Annotated in this window: 24 protein-coding genes and 1 tRNA gene; 9 read left to right on the forward strand and 16 right to left on the reverse strand. The window is 51.6% G+C overall.

Translation table 11 applies throughout. The annotated features are described in order from the left end of the window. Positions 1-41 precede the first annotated feature (41 nt). The 9 genes from IPI86_RS21925 to IPI86_RS21965 form a co-directional block, all read right to left on the reverse strand. The gene (locus tag IPI86_RS21925) at positions 42-1,043 is read right to left on the reverse strand and encodes a BMP family ABC transporter substrate-binding protein (RefSeq protein ID WP_345300161.1); all 1,002 of its coding nucleotides are present in this window, start codon (positions 1,041-1,043) and stop codon (positions 42-44) included. Positions 1,044-1,068: 25 nt separating this feature from the next. Further along, complete coding sequence (locus tag IPI86_RS21930) at positions 1,069-1,590, reverse strand: histidine phosphatase family protein (protein ID WP_345300162.1); 522 nt, start codon at positions 1,588-1,590, stop codon at positions 1,069-1,071. Positions 1,591-1,636: 46 nt separating this feature from the next. Continuing rightward, positions 1,637-2,830, reverse strand: a complete 1,194-nt coding sequence (locus tag IPI86_RS21935; RefSeq protein WP_345300163.1) for a YgeY family selenium metabolism-linked hydrolase — start codon at positions 2,828-2,830, stop codon at positions 1,637-1,639. 87 nt (positions 2,831-2,917) lie between these two features. Beyond that, positions 2,918-3,634 carry a GntR family transcriptional regulator gene (locus IPI86_RS21940; protein WP_345300164.1) on the reverse strand — a complete coding sequence of 239 codons (717 nt, stop codon included), beginning with the start codon at positions 3,632-3,634 and terminating at the stop codon, positions 2,918-2,920. A gap of 7 nt (positions 3,635-3,641) precedes the next feature. Next, the gene (ade, locus tag IPI86_RS21945) at positions 3,642-5,432 is read right to left on the reverse strand and encodes an adenine deaminase (RefSeq protein WP_345300165.1); all 1,791 of its coding nucleotides are present in this window, start codon (positions 5,430-5,432) and stop codon (positions 3,642-3,644) included. Positions 5,433-5,452: 20 nt separating this feature from the next. Further along, positions 5,453-5,767 carry a hypothetical protein gene (locus IPI86_RS21950; protein WP_345300166.1) on the reverse strand — a complete coding sequence of 105 codons (315 nt, stop codon included), beginning with the start codon at positions 5,765-5,767 and terminating at the stop codon, positions 5,453-5,455. 43 nt (positions 5,768-5,810) lie between these two features. After that, a complete protein-coding gene (locus IPI86_RS21955) occupies positions 5,811-6,122 on the reverse strand; it encodes a hypothetical protein (RefSeq protein ID WP_345300167.1) in 312 nt (103 codons plus the stop codon). 38 nt (positions 6,123-6,160) lie between these two features. Then, entirely contained in the window at positions 6,161-6,466 is a 306-nt protein-coding gene (locus tag IPI86_RS21960) for a hypothetical protein (RefSeq protein WP_345300168.1), read from the reverse strand. A 31-nt stretch (positions 6,467-6,497) separates the two neighbouring features. Further along, entirely contained in the window at positions 6,498-7,874 is a 1,377-nt protein-coding gene (locus IPI86_RS21965) for an 8-oxoguanine deaminase (protein WP_345300169.1), read from the reverse strand. Positions 7,875-8,196: 322 nt separating this feature from the next. On the opposite strand from IPI86_RS21965, the gene IPI86_RS21970 reads away from it, so the two are divergent. The 4 genes from IPI86_RS21970 (at position 8,197) to IPI86_RS21985 (ending at position 11,568) form a co-directional block, all read left to right on the forward strand. Continuing rightward, positions 8,197-8,448, forward strand: coding sequence for an RNA-binding protein (locus IPI86_RS21970; RefSeq protein ID WP_345300170.1), 252 nt, complete (start codon positions 8,197-8,199; stop codon positions 8,446-8,448). Positions 8,449-9,062: 614 nt separating this feature from the next. Next, positions 9,063-10,043 carry a ribosome small subunit-dependent GTPase A gene (gene rsgA / locus IPI86_RS21975; protein ID WP_345300171.1) on the forward strand — a complete coding sequence of 327 codons (981 nt, stop codon included), beginning with the start codon at positions 9,063-9,065 and terminating at the stop codon, positions 10,041-10,043. Then, positions 10,040-10,507: an RNHCP domain-containing protein gene (locus tag IPI86_RS21980; protein WP_345300172.1), complete on the forward strand. Its 468-nt coding sequence runs from the start codon at positions 10,040-10,042 to the stop codon at positions 10,505-10,507. The genes rsgA and IPI86_RS21980 overlap by 4 nt, the downstream gene beginning before the upstream one ends. 155 nt (positions 10,508-10,662) lie before the next feature. Further along, positions 10,663-11,568 carry a c-type cytochrome gene (locus IPI86_RS21985; RefSeq protein ID WP_345300173.1) on the forward strand — a complete coding sequence of 302 codons (906 nt, stop codon included), beginning with the start codon at positions 10,663-10,665 and terminating at the stop codon, positions 11,566-11,568. 54 nt (positions 11,569-11,622) lie between these two features. Here IPI86_RS21985 and IPI86_RS21990 read toward each other — a convergent pair whose 3' ends face one another. Further along, positions 11,623-12,438 carry an SGNH/GDSL hydrolase family protein gene (locus IPI86_RS21990; RefSeq protein WP_345300174.1) on the reverse strand — a complete coding sequence of 272 codons (816 nt, stop codon included), beginning with the start codon at positions 12,436-12,438 and terminating at the stop codon, positions 11,623-11,625. A 95-nt stretch (positions 12,439-12,533) separates the two neighbouring features. On the opposite strand from IPI86_RS21990, the gene IPI86_RS21995 reads away from it, so the two are divergent. Both IPI86_RS21995 and IPI86_RS22000 read left to right on the forward strand, forming a co-directional pair. After that, positions 12,534-13,070 (forward strand): hypothetical protein, encoded by a 537-nt coding sequence (locus tag IPI86_RS21995; protein ID WP_345300175.1) that lies wholly within the window; start codon positions 12,534-12,536, stop codon positions 13,068-13,070. A gap of 21 nt (positions 13,071-13,091) precedes the next feature. Continuing rightward, positions 13,092-13,349: a hypothetical protein gene (locus IPI86_RS22000; RefSeq protein ID WP_345300176.1), complete on the forward strand. Its 258-nt coding sequence runs from the start codon at positions 13,092-13,094 to the stop codon at positions 13,347-13,349. Positions 13,350-13,512: 163 nt separating this feature from the next. Here the strand turns inward: IPI86_RS22000 and IPI86_RS22005 are convergent, their stop codons facing one another. Then, positions 13,513-14,100 (reverse strand): isoprenylcysteine carboxylmethyltransferase family protein, encoded by a 588-nt coding sequence (locus tag IPI86_RS22005; RefSeq protein ID WP_345300177.1) that lies wholly within the window; start codon positions 14,098-14,100, stop codon positions 13,513-13,515. Positions 14,101-14,245: 145 nt separating this feature from the next. Further along, on the reverse strand, positions 14,246-16,828 hold the full coding sequence (locus IPI86_RS22010) for a DUF87 domain-containing protein (protein WP_345300178.1): 2,583 nt from the start codon (positions 16,826-16,828) through the stop codon (positions 14,246-14,248). Between the two features lie 236 nt (positions 16,829-17,064). Here IPI86_RS22010 and IPI86_RS22015 point away from each other — a divergent pair. The 3 genes from IPI86_RS22015 to greA all read left to right on the forward strand — a co-directional run bounded on the left by IPI86_RS22015 (position 17,065) and on the right by greA (position 18,921). Next, positions 17,065-17,148 (forward strand) — tRNA-Leu (locus IPI86_RS22015). 77 nt (positions 17,149-17,225) lie between these two features. After that, on the forward strand, positions 17,226-18,377 hold the full coding sequence (locus IPI86_RS22020; protein WP_345300179.1) for a deoxyguanosinetriphosphate triphosphohydrolase: 1,152 nt from the start codon (positions 17,226-17,228) through the stop codon (positions 18,375-18,377). A gap of 79 nt (positions 18,378-18,456) precedes the next feature. Further along, positions 18,457-18,921, forward strand: a complete 465-nt coding sequence (gene greA, locus IPI86_RS22025; protein WP_345300180.1) for a transcription elongation factor GreA — start codon at positions 18,457-18,459, stop codon at positions 18,919-18,921. Positions 18,922-19,016: 95 nt separating this feature from the next. On the opposite strand, the gene IPI86_RS22030 is transcribed toward greA, so the two are convergent. The 4 genes from IPI86_RS22030 to topA form a co-directional block, all read right to left on the reverse strand. Beyond that, the gene (locus tag IPI86_RS22030; protein WP_345300181.1) at positions 19,017-20,012 is read right to left on the reverse strand and encodes a hypothetical protein; all 996 of its coding nucleotides are present in this window, start codon (positions 20,010-20,012) and stop codon (positions 19,017-19,019) included. A gap of 70 nt (positions 20,013-20,082) precedes the next feature. Then, positions 20,083-21,471, reverse strand: a complete 1,389-nt coding sequence (locus IPI86_RS22035; protein ID WP_345300182.1) for a class I SAM-dependent methyltransferase — start codon at positions 21,469-21,471, stop codon at positions 20,083-20,085. Beyond that, positions 21,458-21,643, reverse strand: a complete 186-nt coding sequence (locus IPI86_RS22040; protein ID WP_345300183.1) for a hypothetical protein — start codon at positions 21,641-21,643, stop codon at positions 21,458-21,460. The genes IPI86_RS22035 and IPI86_RS22040 overlap by 14 nt, the downstream gene beginning before the upstream one ends. Before the next feature lie 56 nt (positions 21,644-21,699). Next, the gene (gene topA / locus IPI86_RS22045) at positions 21,700-23,994 is read right to left on the reverse strand and encodes a type I DNA topoisomerase (RefSeq protein WP_345300184.1); all 2,295 of its coding nucleotides are present in this window, start codon (positions 23,992-23,994) and stop codon (positions 21,700-21,702) included. Positions 23,995-24,109 lie beyond the last annotated feature (115 nt).

Genomic DNA, 24,109 nt, shown 5'->3' on the forward strand with positions numbered 1-24,109 from the left:
ATTTTACAAATACACAGGCAGGTATTACCCTGCCGTGTTATTTACTGACCAACAAACGGCTCCAATTGAATGGCGCCCGACTCAAGGTCGGCCCGAATGGCTTCGAATGCACTTGAAACAGAAGCAGGCACAAGGTCCGCGGAAAGAGGCGCAATACCGATGCCGCCAGATTTGTAATCGAGCTGGATCGATCCGCTTTGCAATTCATCCTTCGTAAGCAATTCGATCAACATGAAGACCGCCTGATTCATATTCTTGGTGCGACTGGTCACCACGACCTCGGGTGCGATGTAACGCTGATCGCTTCCTGTCGTAACGATGAGGCGGTTCGCCGATCTAGCGGCATCGATCGCCCCGAGAGTGGACCCACCCGCCGCTGCATAAATGAGATCCACTCCATCGGCATAAAGCTGCGCGGCGATCGCATTGGCTTCATCGGGTTTCGAGAAGCCGCTGAAATCATCTTTACCCGCAACATATTTGACAACGATCTCCGCATCAGGCTTGACGTACTTCACACCCTGCTCGAAGCCGAATTGAATGCGGCGAATGACGAGCACATCCGCACCGCCCAGATAGGCAACTTTGTTATTTTCGCTCAACAATGCCGCCAGTGCGCCTGCGAGAAAATCGCCTTCGAGTTCGCTGAATGTGACCGAGGTGACATTTGCGCCTTCGGCTACCGCATCAACTAGCGCAAATTTCGTGTCAGGGAATTCTGTCGCAACTTCGGTGATGGCCGCGGAATTTTCCGAACCGAGACCGATCACCAGTTGATACCCTTCCTGCGCGGCCTTGCGGACGTTTTCGCTTTGCGTATCCTGTTGATAATCGAAAGTTTTCACCTCCACGCCGAGGTCTTGCATGGCTTTCTGCAAACCTTCATTGGCGCTGTCATTGAAGGCCTTGTCACCAAGTCCACCGCGCGCAAGCATGAGCGCAACCTTGGGCTTTGCGCCGCCGCATCCCGTCAGAATACTCGCGACAAGCGCCGCAAGCAAAAAGAAGGTTAAAAGAAAAAGTGGTTTCCTATTCGTATTCATAAAGTTCCTTCGAGTGTTTTTATATTTATCTATTGACGCGCAATACTTCAGCATCAACAAATTTATCATCCCAATAAAGTCTTGCGCCCTCGCAATAATCGACAGGGTCTGCCCAACCCGAAAAATCAAAGCCAGGCAGGCAGCCGACGATGCCCAATTCAACGACTCCGCCATGAGTAACGACCAGCGCTGAACGGCCTTCGGAAATAAAATCCATCACACTGGCATAAAACTTTGCCAGTTTATGGGCATACTTCGCAGGCGCGCCGTTGTGTTTGATCACCTCAGCGTAAAAGTCAAAAGTCTGCGGCCAGGGCGCTTCCTTCTCCACGGCATGACCGTAGGTGTTCAGCAATTCAGTTTGCTCATCCACGGCAAAGCCCATTGCAATGGCTGTCTCGAATGCACGCGGCAATGCGGATGTGATCACACGGTCAAATGGACCAATGTTCTGTCCGATCAAGCGCGCAAAGGTTACACCTGTTTGATTCAGGTGGTCACCTGCATGGTCACGAATGGAGTGTCGGCGGATCTCGAGGGTTTTCATATTCACCATGTAGGGAGCACAGCGACGCTGTGTCCCTACGAATAAATTATTTAATCAAGCTCGGCAAAATCGCATAGAACTCTGTCGCCTTGACCATATCTTCCAGCGAAACAGAATCACGAACGGTATGTGCAGTCTCTTCATCGCCGGGGCCAAAGCCGATGGACGGAATGCCAGCCTTGCCAGCCCAGTAAATGCCATTGGTGGAGAAGTTCCACTTGCTGCTGGCGGCCTCGGGCAAACCGATCTGCGTGCGGGCTTCCTGACCAGCCTTCACCAGCGGATGCTCCGCTTCCAGAGCCCAGGCTGGGAAGTACTTGTCTACGGGAAAGACAAAGCCCGTGTAGGAAGGTTCATCGTAGAACAATTCCTCAAGCTTCACAGAGTCTTTGAATTCGGCAGGGATGAGGTCTTCCACCTGTTTCTTGACCACTTCCTTGGTCTCACCGAAGGTCATACGGCGGTCAATGAAAATGACGGCTTCATCGGGCACCGCATTGATCGAAGGGGTCTTCACATGCAGATCTGAAACGGTGATCTTGCCATGACCCAAAAATTCATGGTCACCAAGTTTGGGTTCCAAATCGCGAATGCCCGCGATGACGGGAAGCAGCTTGTAAATGGCGTTATCACCCAGATGATTGCTCGCTGCATGGGCCGATTTACCCTTGGCGGTCACCTTCATTTCAAGGCGGCCCTTATGCCCGCGATAGACCAGCATCTTGGTCGGCTCGCCAATGACCACAAAATCGGGCTTCACTTTCGGGTCCACTTCAACGAAGGTGTTGGGGGCAATGCCATCACACCATTCTTCCATGTTGCCGAAGTAATAGGCGGTCCAGCCTTCAAGCAGACCCAGGTCACGGGCCATGGCGAGGCCGTAGACCATGCCCGGGGTGGAGCCTTTTTCATCGCAGGCGCCGCGCGCATATAGAATGCCATCCTCGATCTTGCCTTTGAACGGATCCCATTCCCATTCGTGCGGGTCACCGATACCCACCGTATCGATATGCGAATCGTACACAATGACCCGCTTGCCATTGCCAATGCGCCCCATGATATTGCCCATCTTGTCAAAACGGACTTCATCGAAGCCAAGTTTGTTCATTTCCGCGGCGATGCGTTCCCCCACATCCTTCAATTGTGAATCCATCGAAGGAATGGCAACGATCTCGCGCATGAATTCGATAATATCCTCACGGGAAGCCTGAACTCTTTTTTGTATCTCCTGAATAGACATTTGAACTCCTTGTTGCATGAAAAAATGATTCAACGATGGTCCGCAAAGTTTTACACCTTGCATGCATACGTTGGAAATTACGCTATTTTACGCACCCACACGGCGCATGATATGGAAATGGAAATAACCAGGGATGAAGTAACTCAATGAATAATCCACGATCCTGTTCTCTTCATCGAAAAGCTGTGAATAAAAATGTAGCAGCACATCGCCGCGCTGGATCTCAAGCGCTTTGGCAACCTCTGCCGTTCCGCCGATGGCACTGACATTCGCGCGGGAAGTCCTCAAAGGATCGCCGCGATCAAGCAAAAAGTCCAGAACAGAGCCGTGAAAATCGACGGGCAGATCCTCTACATGCAGAATCGCCTCGGGCAAAATATCCACAAGATAAGCAACAGGTCTGCCATCGGCGCGCACCACACGTCTGACACGTGTCAGGGGCGTTCCGCTGGGAACACCCAGTGCAGTCGCGGCATCGTCATCAGCGGGAAGCGATTCAACACTCAGGTCGCTCACTGAAACTTCCAGGCCCAAACGCTTTGCCATGGTCTCAAGGCTTTCAAGCACTTCAAGACCGTTATCAAGCAAGCCGCGCATTTTGCCGACCACAAACGTGCCAGAACCCTGACGCCTGCGGATCAAGCCCTGCGTTTCAAAAGCGCGCATGGCCTCACGAAGTGTGGCGCGAGAAACTCCCAGCTGTTTTGCAAGCTCGGGTTCCGAAGGCAGGCGCTGACCCGCAGGAGTTCGCGCAATCAATGCTGCCAGGTCGACCTGTAATCGTTGAAAAGGAAAATTTGACATTCTCGCCTCACTCGTCCAACACGGATATAAAATCAAAATTCGTTACGTCCACAAGGCCCTTGTCTGAGATCCGCAATTCGGGGATCACCACAAGCGCCGACAAACTCAATTGCATATTCGGGTTATTCAATTCACTGCCGCAAATTTTGAAACCGTCGAGCACCGTGGCGGCTTTCTTCGCCACCACATCCGCGCGCTCGTTCGACATCAAACCTGCGATCTGCAACTCCACCCGCCCGATCACTTCACCATTCATCACCACAACCTGACCGCCGCCGCACTTCGCCAGTTCATTTGCGGCAATCGCCATATTCTCATCATCCGTACCCACCACGATCATATGATGGCTGTCATGCGCCACAGTTGAACCGATTGCGCACGGCCGCGTAAATCCAAGTCCGCTGATCAAGCCCACCATCACCTTGCCAGTCGCGCGATGACGTTCCACCACGGCGATCTTCGCGATGTCGCGTTTAATATCGGCTTTGACTTCTCCGTTTTCAGCTTTGACCTTCATCCGCAGATGACGAGTCGGCGCCTGATTCTCGATCACACCGATGACATGCGCATCCACTTCGGACCCGTGAACTGCTCTCGTCCGAAGGGCAAAATCCTCCGCCTTGAGAGGCCGCTTCAAATGCACCGACTTCGTCGCCCAACGCGGATATTTCACCGAAGGAAGTTTGACCAGCAACTCACCCTTCTCTGCGATGACCTGTCCTTTTGCGATCACGACATCGGCTTTGAAATTCATCAGGTCGTCCACCAAAAGCACGTCCGCCCAACGACCAGGCGCGATCATACCCATCTCTTTGGTGAGACCGAAATGCTCGGCGGTATTGATCGTCATCATCTGGATCGCCGTCATGGGATTCAAACCTTCACCAATCGCATGACGCAGAACACGGTCCATGTGCCCTTCGACGGTGAGCGTTTCCGCGTGAGAATCATCCGTGCAAAGAATAAAGCGGCGCGAATCCATTTTCTTTTCAGTGATCACCTTGACCTGATTCGCCACATCATGCCACGCTGAACCATATCGCAGCATGGGTTTCATGCCCTGCCGCACACGTGCAATAGCGTCGTCGATGCGGGTACCTTCGTGGTCATCTTCCGCGCCACCCGCCACATACCCGTGAAACGGAAGACCGAGATCAGGCGAGGCATAATGCCCGCCAATGGTCTTCCCTGCCGCGTGGGTCGCGGACATTTCATCGAGCATCTTTTTATCACCCATGAACACACCGGGGAAATTCATCATCTCACCGAGGCCGATGATGCCTTTCCACGTCATGGCTTCTGCCACTTCCTTTGGACCAATGGAAGAGCCCGGCGTTTCAAGCCCAGGCGCCGAGGGCACGCAGGAAGGCATCTGCACCCAAACATGGATGGGCTGTTTCTGCGCTTCATCCACCATCAACTTCACGCCTTTAAGACCAAAGACATTCGCGATCTCATGCGGGTCAATGAACATGCCTGTCGTGCCGCGCACCGCCACTGTCCGCACGAACTCTGTCACTGTGACCATGCCCGATTCAACGTGCATGTGACCGTCAAGCAGGCCCGGCACAAGGTAACGTCCCTTCGCTTCGATCACCTTTGTCTTCTTGCCAATGGCATGGCTGGCATCCCGCCCGACAAATGCGATGTGTCCATTCACAATGGCAATGTCTGTATCGGGAACGATCTCTCCCGATTGCACACACACCCATTTGCCACCGCGGATCACAAGGTCAGCGGGCGCTCGCCCCATGGCTACATCAACGAGTGAGCGGGTAAGTTTGGTGGACGATGTCATAAAGTCTCCAGTGAAACGACCTAGAAAAATCCGATGATCGAGTTGATAACAAACAGCCAGAGAATGATGGCAATCGTGGGCGCAAACAAAACCCAAGCCCAAACGTTTCTTTCCTCTTTCAGCGCCCAAGCGGAAAAAAGCTGAAGCACCGGTAGAAAAAAGGCAACGCCGCGAAAATATTGCACATTATTCAATTGATAAGAGAACGGCACAATGGTTATCGCACCCAGAATCACCAGGAACGGGATCTCGTACAAAATACCGACCACCGTTGCGATCAAAGAAAAAGCAACAAAGGGCCAGCTAAAAATGATCGGAAGAACACTATCAAACATGATGTCTAAGCTCCTCTCAATAATCTATGTTTTCAAAATCACTTCATGAAAACTGGTAAGATAACACGACGAAAATAAACCAAAAAACGACCAGGAATGCGGGCGTTAAAAACAACCATGCCCATAATTTGTACCCCTCCTTTACCGCCGCCGCAGAGATGACTTGAAAGACGGGCAGAAAGAGGCCATATCCATAAAAGGTCGGAGAACCATTAAAGTAGTAAGCGATCGGGAAGATCAGCACTGCGCCGATCAGCACAAACCAATATCTGTTTTTCAGCACGCCGATGACGGAAAACGTCAACGAAGCGGGAATGGACAGCCAAAAAAGCAGAGGAATGAGAATTTGGCTCATGTCGGCAGCCAATCATTGTTCGTCCCGTCAATTTGATCTCATTGCGCTGAAACCGCGTTGATCAACAGCCAGATCGTCAAAAAGTATGGGACTGCGAGAAGCCATGCGATCATCTCTCTTCCACGGTTAATAAAGTATCCAGAAGCAAAGAGCAGCAACGGCAATAAAAACACAGGCGACCGAATGATGGGAAATCCGCTCAGAAGCCACGAAAAAGGAAGCGCCAAAATGGCTGCAGCGACAAGAAAGCGATAATTATCCCTGAGCAAACCGATCACGGCGAGTATTGCTGTGACAACAACAGCGGGCCAGCCCAGGAAAAAGCCAATAAAGAGTTCACTCATAATTCAGGCAACCTGTAATTATTCGGACTAATCATGCCAGCAATCGTTTTGCTGCCTTGTTATGTTTCTCGATCAATCTGCCCTGATCCACTGTCGCAAGTTGACCTTCCTTCACAACAAATTTTCCGTTGACAACGGTGTAGTCCGCATTGACGGGCTGCCCGAACACCACGGCAGAGACAGGGTCGTGCATACCAGCGAAGCCGAGCTTGTTCAAGTTGATGGCGAAGAAGTCGGCGCACTTGCCAGCTTCGAGGCTGCCGATGTCAGTTCGGCCCAATACCGCTGCGCCGCCGCGTGTGCCAAGATGCAGGGCTTCGCGGGCGGTCATCAATTTTCGGTTTGGATCGTTGGAAAGGGAATAGCCCGTTAATCCCTCTTTGACGCGGGACACGAGCATGGCATTGCGGACTTCAGCCAGCAGATGCGAGCCATCATTGGAGGCGGAACCATCCACGCCGAGGCCCACGTTGACGCCCGCCTTGCGATATTCCTTAATGGGTGCAATACCCGAAGCCAGGCGCATATTCGAGGTGGGACAATGCGCCACACCGCAGTTATGTTTTGCAAAGACTTGAATCTCTTCGTCATTGACCCACACCGCATGCGCGAACCAGACGTCATCCCCCACCCAATCCACTTCCTGCATGTATCCCACAGGACGATGACCGAACATTTGCATGCAGAATTTTTCTTCGTCTTCGGTCTCAGCGAGATGCGTGTGCAAATGCACGCCGTATTCGCGCGCCAGCTTTGCGGACTGTTTCATCAAATCTGATGTGACACTGAACGGCGAGCAAGGTGCAAGGACAATTTGAGTCATCGCGCCGGGTTTGGCGTCGTGGTATTTTTCGATGAGACGCTGGGAATCTTTGAGGATGTTGTCTTCGGTGTCCACGACTGAATCGGGAGGTAACCCGCCTTTGGATTCACCGAGGCTCATGGAACCGCGCGATGCCTGCAGGCGGACCCCGATCTCGGAGGCCGCAGCAATTTCATCGTCCAGTTTTGAACCGTTTGGAAACAGATAGAGATGATCCGATGCGGTGGTACATCCCGAAAGGGCGAGTTCTGCCAATGCGGTCTGAGTCGAGACAAAAATATCATCGGGTTGAAGCCGCGCCCAGATCGGGTAGAGGGTCTTCAGCCAGTTGAATAGATTTGCATCCTGCGCGGCGGGGACGGCGCGTGTGAGGGTTTGATAAAAATGATGATGGGTGTTGACGAGGCCCGGGAAGACGACATGCCCCTTGAGATCGAGGACTTCATCGGCAGTTGTTGGAAGTTCGTTCATGGGGCCGACCTCTTGAATGAGGCCGCGACGAATGAACATGCCACCTTCTGGAATCTCCCGCTGATGGTCGTCCATGGTGACAATATAGGCGTTTTTTATGAGTAGAGTTGTCATTGGGAAGGTAGCCTCTGGCAGTTAGCGATTGGCGTAGTTGTCTGACAACTTCTAGTTTAGCAAAAAAGGGGGAGGATGTCAAATCAGGTTATAAAGTTGTAAGACTGGAAAATTAGAAACACTTTTTACTCCATCGTTATATCCACCCCATATCGCTCCTCTATCCATCCTCTATCCTCTCCTTGCGTCTACAGAGGGAATGTGTGTTACACTGAAAGCGCAAGAAATAACTGGATCTCCCTGTCGTACCTTGACCGCCGACCCTCTTATAGGGTTGCGGTCATTTTTTTAATCCCGGCCGTGCCGGAGAAAGCAGTAAAAAATGGATATTCGAATCTACGTAGGAAACCTGGCCAAGAGCACCACACAGGCTGAAATCAATACCTTGTTCGCAACCGCGGGAACCGTCTCTTCGGTCGATCTCGTCATGGACAAGGGAACGGGACAGTCGAAGGGCTTCGCTTTTGTTTCCATGCCCGAACAGGCTGAAGCAGACAAGGCCATCAGCATGTTCAATGATTACTCACTGGCCGATAAAGTACTCAAGGTCAATGTGGCCAAGCCAAAAGCCTAACAAGCGAAGTACAAAAAACATCGCATCAAAAAATCCCTGTTCCAAATGGAGCGGGGATTTTTTTTATCATCGAGTATTTCCTGAGTTTATCAATTCACGTATCACAATCTTGACATTAATTTTCTGTGCTGATAAACTATCGTTCAGTTAGTCAAATTCATCAAATCAAAGATTCAAAAGAAAGGAGACGCGTTTTATGTTAAATATGGCATCGGTGCTTGTTTGCGAGCAATCCTATAGGCGCGTCTCTGCATAGCAGTAAGAATCTATATTTAATGTAGACCTTCTGCCACGGACGTTCCTATGTCCGTGGCTTTTTTGTTGCCGTTTTTTGCGGCACTCAGGAACAACAGCCGCGTCTCTTCACTGCGCATTCAGCAAATTCAGGAACAGACGCTCGCGAGTTGAGCAACCACCTGCCACGGGAAATTTCCGTGGCAGGTTTTTATTTTTTGAAAGGAAAAATTATATGTCAGCACAAGTGACCCAAACCCTCTCCCCTCGTTCGATCTCTGTCTGCGTATGTACGCACGAAAAACATTTACCGATTATTTCTAAAATTACCCATGTTCTGCAGAAACAGAATATGTTTACAGGAACTCTATACAATGAATATGACAAACGAAAACGATCTAGGCATCGTTTTTCGAAAATCTCTCGGACATTACACCGTCCACACCAACGGGCAGGAGATCGACTGCGAACTCTCGTCCCGTTTACATAAACAACTGATCTATCCCACCGCCGATCCGACTTCGCTGAGGCACCGAGTGCAGGCCGTGCGCGAGATCGAACACATTGACCCGATCGCGATCGGTGACCAGGTCCGCTTTTTGGATGCAGGACAAGGCCGCGGTCTCATTACCGAGATCCTGCCTCGCCGCTCCAAGCTTTCTCGCCCGATGCCAGTTCCCGGTCAACGCGTTTTTGAGCAGGTCATTGTCTCGAATGCAGACCAGGTGCTGACAGTTTTTGCTGCCGCCAGCCCCACCCCAAAGTGGGGACTGCTCGACCGCTATCTGGTTACGGCTGAGGCGGCCGGGCTGCCATCCAGAATCATCATTACCAAAATGGATCTGGCTAATAAGAACGAAACGCTCGAAAAGGATCTGGATATCTATCGACGCATTGGGTACCCAATTCACCTGGTTTGTTCATCCACAGGAGACGGGCTCGAGGAACTCAAACAAGCCTTGCACGGGCGCATGTCTGTGCTGATCGGCAAATCCGGTGTAGGCAAAACATCTTTGATGAATGCGCTTCAGCCCGGTCTTGGCTTGCGCGTCAAAGCAGTCAGTCAGGGTGACGTTGGCAAAGGCCGCCACACCACCAGTCATCTGCAAATGTTCGAGTTGGATTTCGGCGGCATGCTGGTGGATACGCCCGGGATGCGTGAGTTCGGCTTGTGGGATATCAGCAGCGAAGACCTCGCCTCGCTCTTCCCCGAGATGGAACGCTACGTGGGTCAATGCAAATTTGGCTTGAGCTGCCAGCACGACCATGAGCCCGGCTGTGCCATTCGTAAGGCAGTGGTGTCGGAACAGATCAACCCGTATCGCTATCAAAGTTATCTGCGCCTGCGGGAGGAGCTATGAGAAATCATTCACTGGCTTCCTTCGGAGACTTCAGGTGCGCCAACTGCCACGCGCTTGTTTCCAGCATGCAGATGCTTTCCGGAGTCAACAATCGCAACCACTGTCCCTATTGTTTGTGGTCGCGTCACCTCGATCTATATTCCGCAGGTGACCGCCTCTCAGCTTGTAAAGCGCCGATGAATCCCATCGGGCTGACCATGAAGAGGAGCAGGAACAAGTATCAGTTAAGTCCACGAGGCGAGTTGATGCTGGTCCATGCCTGTCTGGAATGTGACACCGTCTCGATCAACCGCATCGCCGCAGACGATGATCCCGAAAGGATTCTCGCGGTGTTTCATTCATCGCTCGATGTCAGCCAGCATGGCATTTACGAGCAAAACGGCATCGCGATGCTGGACGCTGGCGATATGGATGCTGTATATCATCAACTCTACGGCCAGGCTGTGGAGAATTCAATGGCATAAGAACGACTCGCCCTGAAATCGATTTTTCAAGGGCGAGTTTTTCAAACATGCAAGTTCACGTGGATGTTTTCACAAGCCAGTACTTGAAATTAGACAGAAACGGTTGTATTATCAATTCGGTAACCATCTTATAAGTAATGAGGAGAGAGACAAGTATGAAAAAGTTCTTTAAGTGGTTTGGGATCGTGCTGGGTAGTTTGATCGGTTTGATCGTTCTCGTCTTCCTTGGGCTGATGCTTAAGGGCAATTCCATGTTGAATAAAAAATATGATGCACAGGTTGAAAAGATCACCATCCCCACCGATGCGGAGGCTGTTGCGCGCGGAGAACATTGGGTGATGGCAGAATGCATCGGCTGCCATGGCCATGACCTTTCGGGCGGTCCATTCTTCGCTGCGCCTTTCGGGTATATTGATGCCAAGAATTTGACATCAGGCAAAGGCGGGGTTGGCAGCGAATTCACAGATGAGGACTGGGTCCGTGCGCTTCGTCATGGTGTCGGTTCAGAAGGAGATAGTCTGTTGATCATGCCTGCGCAATTTTTCAGGCATTTCAGTGATGAAGACCTTGGCGAGATTATCGCATACTTAAAAACCCTGCCGCCGATTGATAATGAGACGCGTGAACCCAGTTTCAACCCGCTTGGTAAGGCGCTGATGGGCGCAGGTGTGTTTGGCGACAGTGTCGTAGTTGCCGAATATCTTCTCGACAACCCACTGGAGAATGTTTCATACCCGCCCGCAGGAGTCACTGCTGAATATGGCGAGTACCTCGTCAATGTGAGTGGATGCCGCGATTGCCACGGCCCAGCACTCTCTGGCGGAAAAAGCGCTGATCCCTCGGCGATCAATGCACCCAACCTGACCCCGGGCGGTGAACTGGTCGCATGGGAAGAAGCGGATTTCATCAAAGCCATCCGCGAAGGCGAAGCCAAGAGCGGACATAAGCTGGATCCCGCACAAATGCCGTGGGAACACTACAAGTTCTTCTCTGACGATGAATTGAAAGCATTGTGGGCCTACCTGCAATCGCTGCCCAAGTTGGCGACAACACTTCCATAATCGATCAAGACCCTGCCTAAATGGCAGGGTCTTTTTTATATTGTGCAACGGTTCCTACGGAGTGAGACAGTCTGTCGCCAAATCCAACGCGTGAATGGCAGTTACCCAAGCCACTGCCATCTTGTCATAGCCATTCGTGTTGGGATGATACAGAGTCATGAAATCATCTTTGACCAAAATGTCGCGCATGTCAACGACTGAAACCTGCGGACCCTTCGCCGCAACGACATTTGGGATCGCATCGTTATAAATTTTTTGGTCCACTTCGGAGCCCCAGCGCGTGGGAATGATCTGCGCCACGATCACATGCGTATTTGGCAGGCGGATCAGAATGTCATCGAGCAATACTGAAAGATTATCGCGGACATAAATCCCGTTCCCGTGCCGAAGGTCATTCGACCCAATGTGCAAGAGGATCACATCAGGCTGATAGGTTTCAAGCCAGCCATCCATATCAATGGCCTCCTTGATATTGGTGATCCTCCAGCCTGGATGCCCCTCGTTATCGGGGTCTGCAAGAATCGCCTCCCCGCTCCTTTGTGAGCCGACGAAATCAAACGCGTATTTATCATTTGTCAGTAGGGCGCTCAGTCTTTTGCGATAGCCGCCGCGGTCTGGATCCCCTTCGCCGTAGGTGATGGAATCACCAAGCGGCATAATCCTCAAACTGGTTTGCGCATCACCACATGACGGGGTAGCTGTCTCTGTCGAAACAGGAACAGGACTCAGGGTGAGAGTGATCGGCTGTTCCGTCTCAAATAAAGGGATCGGGGTGTAGGAATCCACTACAGAGCGGGTGCAGGCAGCAAGGAAAATGGTCAGGGTCAGAAAGCGGGTGACGAAGCGTTTCATCGAGAGGTAGTTTACCAAATAGTCCTACCTTTGTATGGTTACGAAAAGTAAAAAAGCGGATGATAATACCGCATCGTTATCTATGATTCATTTTATTTATGGAGGTAGTTCCAATGCCTGAAAGTATGCAATTATTGAAATGTCCCGCCTGCGGCGGCCCGCTCGCACCGCCGACTGGTGAAAGCACCATGAGCTGCCCATACTGCAAAAGCTCAGTGGTTGTTCCCGAAAGCCTGCGCATGCAAAAGAAAACCGCCAGCGCTCCACAAACCGATATTTTTTCAGGCATCGATACGAATGCCATGGTCGGTTTTGGCACGCAATGGGGCGAGGTCGTGCAACTGGCACAAAATGGGAACAAGGCGGAAGCTGTAAAAAAATACATGGCGCTGACAGGCAACAATGAGTCCTCGGCGACTTATACCGTGGATCATCTCGCACGTTCGCAATTTGTCCAATCCAGCACACAAAGCGTCCAACAAATGTACGCGCCGATGATGGCTCAGGCCAACGAAACCGTCAAAAGCGTCACACGCATGTCGATGTGGATCGGGTGCGGTATCACAGCCTTTGTCATGTTCATCATTCTCATCACCATGCTCCCTGTTTTGATCGGCGTGTTCGCCAGCCTGACAACACTCTTCAAATAGCAAAACCCACATGGAGATAAAATGATGAAACAATGTCCGAAATGCAACTCTGACGAGATCATTTCCCAACTCAGTGTTCGCGGCGGAGAAGGTCACCCATCCTACGTCAGCGTCATTGAGCCTGACCCTGAAAAGAAACCTTTTGTGTGGATTCCCAAAAGTGAGCAAAGCCATTTCCGCGCCGATGTTTGCGGTGCATGCGGCTACACCGAGTTCTATGCCGAGAATTACAAAGCGCTGAACGAGGGGCGCAAAAAAGGATTAGAAGCCAGTAGATGAAACCCACGCTTCACACTATAGCCGACGCCTGCTCCATCGACCCAGACATTCTCCACCCCTTATCAAAAAACATATCTCACCTACAGATTTTTTTTCGAGGTGAGATATGTTTTTATGTTGATTTTGCTGTTATCAGCGTTCATCTGCGTCCAAATAGAGGTTGTTATTTCCTCCCAAAAACAAGCCCTGGAATCAGCATCGGTGTTTTGCGTTTGTAGCTTGCATAAGCTTCGCCAAAATCGCGCAGGAGCTTTCTTTCTTCGAAATAAGTGCCGATCAAAATATAAAGCGTCGCGCCGATGTAAACTGTGAGCGAATTCTGTGAGGCAGACGGCGTAAGCCAAACGAACAGCAGACTGAACGTATAAAGCGGATGACGCACGATCCGATACAGTCCGCGTGTGACCAGGTCGCCAGATTTCTCCTTTTCAAATAACTGACGCAGCCCAACGAAAGAAAGCGAGTCTGTTTGCAGAAAAGCGATCAACAGCATCAGCATGGCAAATAATTGCCCGCCGAACATCACCAAATTCCACGGGGAGGGCACTTGGTACACCGCTTGATCTGGCAAAGTCCGCATCAAATACAGGATCGGCGCAAAACTGACGACGGCGAAAATGTTGTAGGCAAGGCGGTAAAAGTCCGCGCCGCCCGCTTTCAGGGAGATCATCCCTTTGACGAAATGCGAGGCGAGAAATGAATGTACAACTCCCCAAAGGGTCATTGCAAGCAGAAGAATGAAAATGCTCATTTTATTTTGTCCTTTAATGCATAGTGACGACCTGAGGTCGTCACTATTTACATTATTCATATCCTTGCGAGGGCGTTCTTGGAAAACCGTCCTCCGGCTACACTGCACAAAAGAAAGTACGTGCGGATCTGCTCAAGATGAAGATTTACTCCGCGCCAAAAGCAGGGAGCTCGATGGCCTCATCGCCGGATTGAATCAGATAGTACGGTTTCCAGGCCACACCGAAAAGGTTGACGTAAATATCCGTCTTCTTGGGTTTGATCGCTACTTCACTGATCTCGTTAACCAGGCTTCCCCAGCGGTTATTGATCTCGGTGGTCATGTCATCGCGTTCGCGCATCAGGGCGCTTAGGTCTTTTTTGAATTGGGCAATGGCGTCTTCCGATTCTTCAACTTCGGCCTTGGCATTTTGAGCAAGACGATGCTTTGTGAATTGCGTGGAAACGCTCTTCTTACGTCCAAAACCGACCAACCCCGCCCCCAGTTCAAGCAGGTTCGCACCTGATTCCATGTTGCGATTGGTCAGGTCCGCCTGATCTTCGCGGAGTTCACGTTCTTCCTTCGCGAGTTTATCTTGCAGCGAGTTGATCTTCTTTTCAATGGCAGCGGTCTTCTTGGAAATCTCGGCATCGCGCGCTTCACGCGCGGAATCTGCACAGGCTTTCATGAATTCAGCCTGACTGACATCGGGACCGCCAAACACTTTCAATTTAACGTTGGCGCGCGCAGTGACCTCGGAACTACGGAAGACCCAATCGGTGAAATCTTTTTGCAGGGCAGTCATCAATTTCGAGTCGTTGAGCGGCGAGTCTATGGTGCCGAAGCGGGCCGAGGCAACAGGCATGGATTCGACCTTGTCCAATGAAGGGCCGCCGTAGGAAAATTCATCCCAGCGGACAATACCGCGGCGATCCAATACGTCAACGAGTGCGGCGCGGGTAATTTCCGAGTCCACGCCATATTTGCGGTCGAGCAGGCGAACCTGCGCGGAAGCCAGCAGGGATGGGCGATACACGATTCCCTGGATCATGGCTTGCGGGGGCATGGCGCGCCGTGCAGATTGAAACGCTTCGGGCAAGCTGTAATTTTGCGGAAGGAAGTATTCGCGAATGCCTGCGGGGAGAGAAGGTTTGGTGGAAGTTCCGTTGGTAGTTTGCGGTTGACGGTTGTTGGTTGCAGGCTGTGGGGTGAAAGGTTGGAAGGCTGCAGGTTGAACGTTGGCAGGTTGTGATGATGGAATCGAGACAGGCTGGAACGATTCAACAGAAGGCTGAGGCGCTGACTCTCTCCTCGAAACAGGAGCAGGTGTAGGTAAAGTCTGACGCGTTGAATCAGCGTCTGCCAGAAGGTTGAGATCAGGAATCTGTGTTCGGGTCATGGGACCCGCGAGAAAATTCATCGCCCAACGGGTTTGCATGAGCACAGGCATTTTCTCGTGTACGTTGTGCATCACAAAGACGCGCTTGCCGAGGGAGGAAATGAGTTTGTCCATGGCGGCGCGGGGAATGCCGCCTGCGGCGCTTTCGAGGCCATCGAGCAGTCGATTCTTGTCACGCTCAGTTTGAAGTTTGCCAATGAACCACGTGCCCGTATTCGAGAGGGCTTTGTAATCCATGTCCACGGGGTTTTGAGTGGCGAGCAAAAGGCCGAGGCCGAAGGCGCGCGCTTGTTTCAACATGCGCAGCAGCGGACCTTTTGAAGGCGGCACAGCGGTGGGCGGAAGATAGCCGTAGATCTCATCCATGTAAAGCAAGGCGCGCAGAGAAGATGAACCTTTTTGGGTGCGCATCCATGTTTCAACGGCGGAGAGCAGCAACGTGACAAAGAACATGCGCTCGCCATCAGAAAGATGCGCAAGGTAGAAAATGCTATGGCGCGGTTTGCCATCGGGCATGAACAACAATTTTTGTACGTCAAGCGACTCGCCTTCACGCCAGGTTTCGAACGCAGGCGCGGCGAGGATGTTGTTCAAGACCATCGCAAGTTCCATGCGGTCTTTGGGCGGGAAGAATGTATCAACAGGAAATGCGCCGAGGTTTTGGAACGGCGGGGTTTGTGTTTGCAGGATCAATTCAGTGAGATCGAGATCGTTGCCTTCGCTCCAATGCGCTTCGAAAATATTGGAAAGCAGGATGTGTTCACGCGAGCGAAGCGGATCGAGATCGTTCATGCCAACAAGCCCAAGCAAGGCGGTGACGGTGCTGGAAATTCGTTCACGCAGGACCTCGCGGTTGCTCTCCCAATCCAAGCCTGGTGCGGCGAGTGAAGAGAGTACGCTGACAGGAATACCCGAGTCAGAGCCTGGGGTGTAGATGGCAAATTGTGCGGCGTTTTTTAGAGCCAACAATCGGTCTGGGCCAATGCCCCATTCATTCAATCCATTACGCCATGAGGAAGCGGCTTCGTTGGCGATCTCTTCCATCGATTTGCCCGTACGGCGTTCCATTTCAGGATCGATCCACGGTTGGAAATCCTGCGGAAGCAGATCGGGGAAATGTAAAAGCAAATTGGTCAGATCGCCTTTGGGATCAATAATGATGGCAGGTATATTTTGCAGTGCAGCTTCTTCAAGCAGGGCAACGCACAAACCTGTTTTACCTGAACCTGTCATGCCTGTTACAACGGCATGCGTGGTCAGATCTGCGGGGTCATATTCAACGGTGGTGGTTGTAGGCTTGGCGGTTTTTGCATCCACCAAACGGCCAAGGTAAAAATTCGAGTCTGCCATGAGGGATCTCCATAAATTCATTATAGACTCCAAAGGTTTACAAAATCCCCATGGGGGAAACCTTAGAGCCTTTCTTTAGAACGTACGTGCTAGGTGTAAATTTACTCTATTTTATACCAAAGTGCAACTTAAAAAACGACCATCGTTTTCGATCGTCGAATCAAGCAGAATTAAAAACCTCAAAGCCATCGACTTCGAAAGCATATGAGTGAAATTAAGGTAAAATATGAACCACCGGGGCGATGGCGGAATCGGCAGACGCAACGGACTTAAAATCCGTCGGTAGTGATACCGTGAGGGTTCGACCCCCTCTCGCCCCACAAAAAATGTCATTGCGTAGAACTTGAGAATCCTCAAAGCACGCAATGACAGTTTCGTCTAAAGCAGAGAGAGGATCATGTTTTTTACCCGTCTACAGCTTGAAGAGATAGAAGATAAAAGCCTTGCCTCGTATGGAATGCGGAGCAAAGACTCAAAGGGCCGCGCCTATCTGGATAGCGAACCAGATTACCGCACGTCCTTTCAGCGCGACCGTGACCGCATCCTGCACACCACCGCATTCCGCAGACTGGAATACAAGACACAGGTCTTTATCAATTTCGAAGGCGACTACTTCCGCACCCGCCTCACCCACACGCTGGAAGTTGCCCAGATCGGTCGGACATTGGCCCGCGCTTTGGGAGCGAACGAAGACCTGGTCGAGACCATCTGTCTGGCGCACGATCTCGGTCACTCGCCATTTGGGCATTCAGGCGAGATCGCGCTGGCAAGATTAATGAAGGAAGTCGGCGGGTTCGACCATAACAAACAATCCCTGCGCATCGTGACCGAACTCGAACAGCGGTATCCTGAATTCCCTGGCTTGAATCTAACCTGGGAAGTGCGCGAGGGCATGGTCAAACATGAATCGGAATATGACATTTCCGATGCCCGCGATTTCAGCCCTGACCTGCGCGGAAACCTGGAAACCCAGATCGCCAACGTCGCCGATGAACTTGCCTACACGACACATGACCTTGATGATGGTCTGCGCTCGGGCATGATCACCCCTCAAATCCTCGAAGGGATTTCCCTGTGGGAGATCCTGCGTGAGACCTACAAGTGGCAAGGACACATCCTCAGCGAAATGGAACGTCATCGCATGATCCGTCAACTGGTTGGACTGATGGTCACAGATATGCTGCAAGCCACAGACGTCCGCATCAAAGACAGCAAGGTGAAAACCGCGCTGGATATTCAAAAGCTCAAACACAACATCATCGGCTACAGCGAAGAAATGCAGCGCCGCAACCGCGAATTGAAAGACCTGCTCTATAAAAAACTCTACCGCCATTACCGTGTCGTGCGCATGCAAACCAAGGCGGAGCGTGTCATTTCCGAGTTGTTCCATGCCTATCAGGCAGAGCCGTCGATGCTGCCCGATCATGTCCAATTCTTCATCGAAAAGCGCGGACTCGAACGCACCATCTGCGATTACATTGCAGGCATGACCGACCGCTATGCCGTTGAAGAACATCAAAAGCTGTTCAACCCCTCTGAAAAGCCTTAACTTTTCAATCAAGGGGGAACAAAGTATTTTTTTCCTTCCCTCACATCCAATATAACAATTTCAGAAAGGAGCGATTTATATGTCACATACCAACTACCTTACCCCCGAAGGCGAAGCAAAGCTTACTGCCGAATTACAGGAACTCAAGGGAGCAAAGCGCGAGGAACTTTCCCAGCGCCTGCGCTCGGCCATTCAAATGGGCGATCTTTCGGAAAACGCAGATTACCACAAAGCCAAGGAGGATCAGGGCTTTCTTGAGGGCCGCATTCAAGAACTCGAATCCATTCTGAGGAGCGCCGTTATTATCGATAGCTCACAGGTCAGGGATGTGGTCTCGATCGGTTCACGCGTGACGATTCAGGAAGCCGATTTTGACCCTGAGACCTATCACCTGGTCGGCGCCACCGAAGCCGATCCGCGCAACGGAAGGATCTCGCACGAATCCCCCATCGGCCGCGCATTGATGGATAAAAAGGTCGGTCAGATCGCCGAGGCGGAGACTCCCGGCGGGAAGATCAAATTCAAGATCATCAGCATCGAGTAGTCGATCACGAAAAAGCGAGATTGGTTCTCGCAAGAACAGTGTTAACCAAAAAGCCGCTTCCATAAAAATGGAAGCGGCTTTTTATTTTTATTGATTTATCCCTGTCGCGGCCAGATCGCCAACTCAAGGGTGATGCGCTCGAAGTAGCTGTCTGATGGCTGCGGGCCGTGACCATATTCAAGGTCAACGACAGTTGCAAGAAGCTGCAGGGTGGCAGTCTCCAACAGCACCTGAGCCTGCGGCTCGACGAGGATCAACTCACCCTTAGGTTCGAGGCGGGCACGAATCGCCGGGTCATTGAACGCATGCTGAGACATCAATACTTTTGTGGCGGTCTTGATGTCGTTCTTGTCGAAGAGCCAGATCTCAAGCGCGGTGACCTTCTTGGGTTCGCCCACGCCGATGGCTTCTGAAACACCGACGCCATACTCACCCATAAATTCGCCAGCCTGTGTATCGATGCTGAATGATTCATCATACAGGTCATCGCCAAGCACATACGTGGTCATGGTTTGGGTAATGGGTGGAGCCAGACCAAGCTGTTCGAAATTGGTTTTCTCAGCGCTGCGGCTAAGTTCAGCAGCCTGCATCGTGGGGGTCACTTCGCCGCTGCCGCGTTTGCCCAATAACCGATACAAATACCAACCGCCATATCCTAGTAAGCCTAAAAGTACGAGACCACCAACAGCCAGAGTGATTGTCTTAACGAGCGTGGAGCCGCTTCCCGGATTCGTCGGCGGCAAAGCCCCTGATTCAAGAATCTTCTTGATCGTTTCGCCATAGACTTTGATCGTGTTGGGATCCAGTTTACCTGGATTGGCCTGAATACTCGCGAACGCCTGCTGGGCACCTGCCCCCAGATTAAACCAGCGCTGAATGGCAAGGTCTGGATTTGGGTCAATCCGATAGGAGTCGATCGCCATGCGCAGGTAATCTTCCTGTAAGTCTGCGCGCAGAGAGTCTGGTGTTGTATTAATGTACTCCGTGGGCCAGATCACCCACCCGACCAGCAATCCTAAAACCAATCCGCCAACAAACAAAGCGATTGGAAGGGCGGGCAGTTTTTTTAGAAACGCAACAACAAACTGCATGTGAGGCTCCTTGTTTGATGATATTTATGCAATTATACATCCAATTTTTCATGCCCACATATCAGAATGGTTACCGCGTTTCCATTAAATAAAGGATGCGTTCCGAATCCCGCACGACCTCAGATTTGTGGATAGTGAAGCAGGTGGAAAAAGCCTTTTCGAAACCCTCACGGGTGTAATTCGGGAAAATATCCTCGCGCGAGGTGAGTAATTTCTGAACCTGCGAATCAGATTTGGGGACGAATTCGATGACAAGCCATTTGGAACGCGCCGCAAAAAATGACGCCAATTGGGACAGCGGCACATTGTTCGAGATGGCGAGATGATGAATGACCGCCAGCGCCAGCGCCATATCCACAGGGCCGCGCGCACCGAAAGAATCGCGCTCGGTATGGTCCCAACCCAGCGATGGACTGGGGTTAGTCAGATCCAAAACCAACGGCAGGATGTTCTGTTCCTTTTTCGATTTCACCGTCCGATAATTTTGTTCCACTGCGGCGGGGTCAATATCAAATGAAACCGTAAACGCATCCGATGATGCCGCCTCACGGCTGAACACACCCGTGTTGCCGCCCAAATCCCAAACCAGCGCGGGCTTCTTTTCAAGCGACCATTCGCGCACAAGTTGTTTCTTGTGTTCAAACGCGCCATCGGTGTAATTTGTATTTTCGTAATAGTCGCCCCACTCCGTCCCTGCAGGCTTCCATGTCAACTTTTTTACAGCGGATTCAAGGCTTTCGATCAAACCAATCATTGCCTGCTGATTCACTCGCATTGCGCCTTTGCGCGGCTCGATCGCCTTGTCAGAATAACGCTTTTGCGCGCTGGCATGAACATGGATATGCGTGAGCAAACCAAAATTAAATTTTGTTTTTGCTGGTAAAAGTTTACTGGCCAGATCAAGCGGCACACCATCGATATACACGCGCATCAACTGACTCAGGCGCACATCACAATAAGCCATCAACGCAAGCGGCGCGAGAAAATGCTGGCAAAACTGACGATACGCCACCCACGGCTCACCCTCTTTATAAACTTCAAAAGAAAGTGTGTCGATCAATGTTGCTTTGCCACGCACAAATTGAATGTTATACGCGCTCGCATCCTTCAACGACATTCCCATCTTGATCGCGCGTTTGTGAATGGACAAGGTCGCCAGCGCCGCATCTTTCAACTGACTGAATGACCATTCATACGGATAGGAAATGAACGGCACACGCTCGGGCTGGATGACTTTAAAAGCCGCATCGCGCTGCGCGTCCGCTGGGGCCTGATCGGTCTCAACATGCGGAATCAGCAACCCAGCCTTGACCAGCTTATCGTACAGCCCAGAATCCATCAACCGCGCGTAATCTTTTTCATAGGCGCGGTTGATCTGTCGGTACAGGATCCCGTTTCTAGTAAACAGGAACCCGCTCGGGTCACGAAAAGAAGCGGAAAGTTTTTCAGTCGCTTGCATCGGCCGAGTCGTTATCCTCTTCTTCCGCTTTTGGCTTGACTCCAAAATATCCCTTGATCTTGCTCCACGAAGCGCGCAGGGCAACACCCAGGCCGAGCAAAGCGGCGATCAAAATTTGAATGATGAAACTCCCGGAGCCCGGGTCGAGATATGGGGGTGGCGTAAAGTGCATTTTCTTCTCCTTCATTCAAATGACAGTCACCTCGCAAAGCGGGTGACTGTCATTTTTTATTCTATCGTTTCAGGCACGATCTCTTCCAGCAGGAAGGATTCGGAACAATTGGTACATTGGGCTTCGCGCTTGTTGGCGATCACCAACAGACCGCCGCACTTGGGGCACGGAATGGCAAGCGGTTTCTTCCATGAAGTGAAATCGCAATTCGGATAGTTCATACAACCGAAGAACGTGCGTCCCTTGCGGGTCTTGCGCTCAACGAGGTCGCCGTGATCTTTCGGACAAAAGACGCCGATCTTTTCCAGCCAGGGTTCGGTGTAACGGCATTCAGGGAAGCCGCTGCATGAAATGAATTTCCCGAAGCGCCCGTAGCGGATGACCAATTCCTTCCCACAAGTGGGACAGGCACGGCCAATCGGTTCAGGACCCGATTTGGTGACAGGCATTTCCGCCTGCGCCTTTTTCACATCAACAGCAAACGGTTCGTAAAACTCGCGAATGGCGTCGGTCCACAACATCTCGCCTGAGGCGATCTTGTCAAGATCCTCCTCCATATGCGCGGTGAAATTGAAATCCACCACTTCGGGAAAGTATTGCACCATCAAGTCATTGACTTGCAAGCCGGTATCCGTTGGGATCAATCGCTTCTCGACGCGCTCCACATAACCACGCTGTTGAATGGTGGAGATCGTCGGCGCATACGTCGACGGACGTCCGATTCCATTTTCTTCAAGCGCCTGCACGAGGGAGGCTTCTGAAAAGCGCGGAGGCGGCTGGGTGAAGTGTTGCTCGGGAATGAGCCGCACCAATTCCTGCTCCTGTCCCTCGGCGATACCAGCGGGAATTTTAACGTTCTCTTCGTCTTCTTCCGTTTTCACGTCTTCATTTTTGGCTTCTTCATATACAACCAAAAAGCCGGGGAACTTCACTGCAGAACCGGAAGCGCGCAAAAGATATTCATGCGCCGCGGTTTTCCCAGTCACTTCCACCTGCAAGGTATCGAACACGGCCGATTCCATTTGCGAAGCCACAAAACGCTGCCAGATCAAACGGTACAACTTGAACATGGCAGGGTCGAGGTATTCTTTTACTTTTTCAGGGTCACGCATGGCAGAGGTCGGACGAATGGCCTCATGTGCCTCCTGCGCGCCCGCAGACTTGGTCTTATAAATGGGCGCTTCAGCAGGCAGATAATCCTTGCCATATTTTCCCGTCACATATTCACGCGCTTCGCTTTGCGCGATGGTGGAGACATTCATCGAGTCGGTACGCATGTAGGTGATCAAACCCGTCGTACCGCCTTCGCCTACATCCTGGCCTTCGTATAATCCCTGCGCCAGCCCCATCGTGCGCTTGGCAGTGAAGCCAAGTTTGCGTGAGGCTTCCTGCTGTAAAGTGGATGTTGTAAACGGCGCGGATGGTTTCCGCCTGCGCTCGCCCCGTTTGACTTTCGTCACCGCATACGCGGCGGTTTCCATGTCGATCAGAATCGGTTTGACCGTCTCTTCATTTGGAAGTTCCGGTTCTTTGTCGTCAACGCGCACCAGTTTGGCAAGGAAGGAGGACTTTGCACTCCCATGCTTTAACTCAGCGTGAATTGACCAATACTCAACGGGTTTGAACTCATCGATCTCTCGTTCACGTTCGACGATGAGCCTGAGAGCCACCGATTGCACGCGCCCCGCTGACAGACGTCCGCGCACCTTCTCCCATAAAATGGGACTGATGCTGTAACCCACCAGACGGTCCAACACGCGGCGTGCCTGTTGGGCATTGACCAGGTCCATGTTGATCTCACGCGGATTCGCAAACGCTTCTGCCACGGCAGGCGCGGTAATTTCATGGAAGACCACGCGTTTGGCGCGCTCCATATCGATCTGCGCGGCTTCCGCCAAATGCCAGGAAATCGATTCGCCTTCACGGTCAGGATCTGTTGCGAGATAGATTTCCTCGGCGGTTGAAGCGAGTTTCTTGATCTCCTTGACCACATCCTTCTTTTCATTTGGAACGCGATACTTCGGCTCGAAATTATTATCCACATCCACAGACAACTGCGATTTGAGCAGGTCACGCACATGTCCCACCGATGCGCGGACTGTATATCCCTTGCCAAGAAAACGCCCAACGGTCTTTGCCTTTGCGGGCGATTCGACGATCACCAATTTTCCATCGCGCACAACCACCTTCGCGGGGCGCGGGGGCGCGACCATATCCGCGTGGGCGTCGGTCCTTCCCATGCGATAGAGTTTTGTGCCGCATTCAGGGCACACCCCCGTTGTAACAGGAGAACCCTTTGCGTTGAATCCCGCAACTGGGTCTTTTATCTCCCGTTTTGTCTTACACTTCATACAATAAGCTTCCATCGATCCTCCACGCAAAAATGCGTCTGTTTGTCAAAGCCTGGTTTCTTCCATGCTGGAGACGCATTCTACGCAATTTTCCGAAATATATCAAATGCAATTT

Source organism: Candidatus Villigracilis affinis (genome assembly GCF_016705895.1).
GTDB lineage: Bacteria > Chloroflexota > Anaerolineae > Anaerolineales > Villigracilaceae > Villigracilis > Villigracilis affinis.

What these genes read in the sequence shown, in the direction of transcription:
- IPI86_RS21925 (WP_345300161.1), bottom strand. Translation starts at nt 1,043, where the DNA reads ATGAATACGAATAGGAAACCACTTTTTCTTTTAACCTTCTTTTTGCTT.
- IPI86_RS21930 (WP_345300162.1), bottom strand. Translation starts at nt 1,590, where the DNA reads ATGAAAACCCTCGAGATCCGCCGACACTCCATTCGTGACCATGCAGGT.
- IPI86_RS21935 (WP_345300163.1), bottom strand. Translation starts at nt 2,830, where the DNA reads ATGTCTATTCAGGAGATACAAAAAAGAGTTCAGGCTTCCCGTGAGGAT.
- IPI86_RS21940 (WP_345300164.1), bottom strand. Translation starts at nt 3,634, where the DNA reads ATGTCAAATTTTCCTTTTCAACGATTACAGGTCGACCTGGCAGCATTG.
- ade (WP_345300165.1), bottom strand. Translation starts at nt 5,432, where the DNA reads ATGACATCGTCCACCAAACTTACCCGCTCACTCGTTGATGTAGCCATG.
- IPI86_RS21950 (WP_345300166.1), bottom strand. Translation starts at nt 5,767, where the DNA reads ATGTTTGATAGTGTTCTTCCGATCATTTTTAGCTGGCCCTTTGTTGCT.
- IPI86_RS21955 (WP_345300167.1), bottom strand. Translation starts at nt 6,122, where the DNA reads ATGAGCCAAATTCTCATTCCTCTGCTTTTTTGGCTGTCCATTCCCGCT.
- IPI86_RS21960 (WP_345300168.1), bottom strand. Translation starts at nt 6,466, where the DNA reads ATGAGTGAACTCTTTATTGGCTTTTTCCTGGGCTGGCCCGCTGTTGTT.
- IPI86_RS21965 (WP_345300169.1), bottom strand. Translation starts at nt 7,874, where the DNA reads ATGACAACTCTACTCATAAAAAACGCCTATATTGTCACCATGGACGAC.
- IPI86_RS21970 (WP_345300170.1), top strand. Translation starts at nt 8,197, where the DNA reads ATGGATATTCGAATCTACGTAGGAAACCTGGCCAAGAGCACCACACAG.
- rsgA (WP_345300171.1), top strand. Translation starts at nt 9,063, where the DNA reads ATGACAAACGAAAACGATCTAGGCATCGTTTTTCGAAAATCTCTCGGA.
- IPI86_RS21980 (WP_345300172.1), top strand. Translation starts at nt 10,040, where the DNA reads ATGAGAAATCATTCACTGGCTTCCTTCGGAGACTTCAGGTGCGCCAAC.
- IPI86_RS21985 (WP_345300173.1), top strand. Translation starts at nt 10,663, where the DNA reads ATGAAAAAGTTCTTTAAGTGGTTTGGGATCGTGCTGGGTAGTTTGATC.
- IPI86_RS21995 (WP_345300175.1), top strand. Translation starts at nt 12,534, where the DNA reads ATGCCTGAAAGTATGCAATTATTGAAATGTCCCGCCTGCGGCGGCCCG.
- IPI86_RS22000 (WP_345300176.1), top strand. Translation starts at nt 13,092, where the DNA reads ATGATGAAACAATGTCCGAAATGCAACTCTGACGAGATCATTTCCCAA.
- IPI86_RS22005 (WP_345300177.1), bottom strand. Translation starts at nt 14,100, where the DNA reads ATGAGCATTTTCATTCTTCTGCTTGCAATGACCCTTTGGGGAGTTGTA.
- IPI86_RS22010 (WP_345300178.1), bottom strand. Translation starts at nt 16,828, where the DNA reads ATGGCAGACTCGAATTTTTACCTTGGCCGTTTGGTGGATGCAAAAACC.
- IPI86_RS22020 (WP_345300179.1), top strand. Translation starts at nt 17,226, where the DNA reads ATGTTTTTTACCCGTCTACAGCTTGAAGAGATAGAAGATAAAAGCCTT.
- greA (WP_345300180.1), top strand. Translation starts at nt 18,457, where the DNA reads ATGTCACATACCAACTACCTTACCCCCGAAGGCGAAGCAAAGCTTACT.
- IPI86_RS22030 (WP_345300181.1), bottom strand. Translation starts at nt 20,012, where the DNA reads ATGCAGTTTGTTGTTGCGTTTCTAAAAAAACTGCCCGCCCTTCCAATC.
- IPI86_RS22035 (WP_345300182.1), bottom strand. Translation starts at nt 21,471, where the DNA reads ATGCAAGCGACTGAAAAACTTTCCGCTTCTTTTCGTGACCCGAGCGGG.
- IPI86_RS22040 (WP_345300183.1), bottom strand. Translation starts at nt 21,643, where the DNA reads ATGCACTTTACGCCACCCCCATATCTCGACCCGGGCTCCGGGAGTTTC.
- topA (WP_345300184.1), bottom strand. Translation starts at nt 23,994, where the DNA reads ATGAAGTGTAAGACAAAACGGGAGATAAAAGACCCAGTTGCGGGATTC.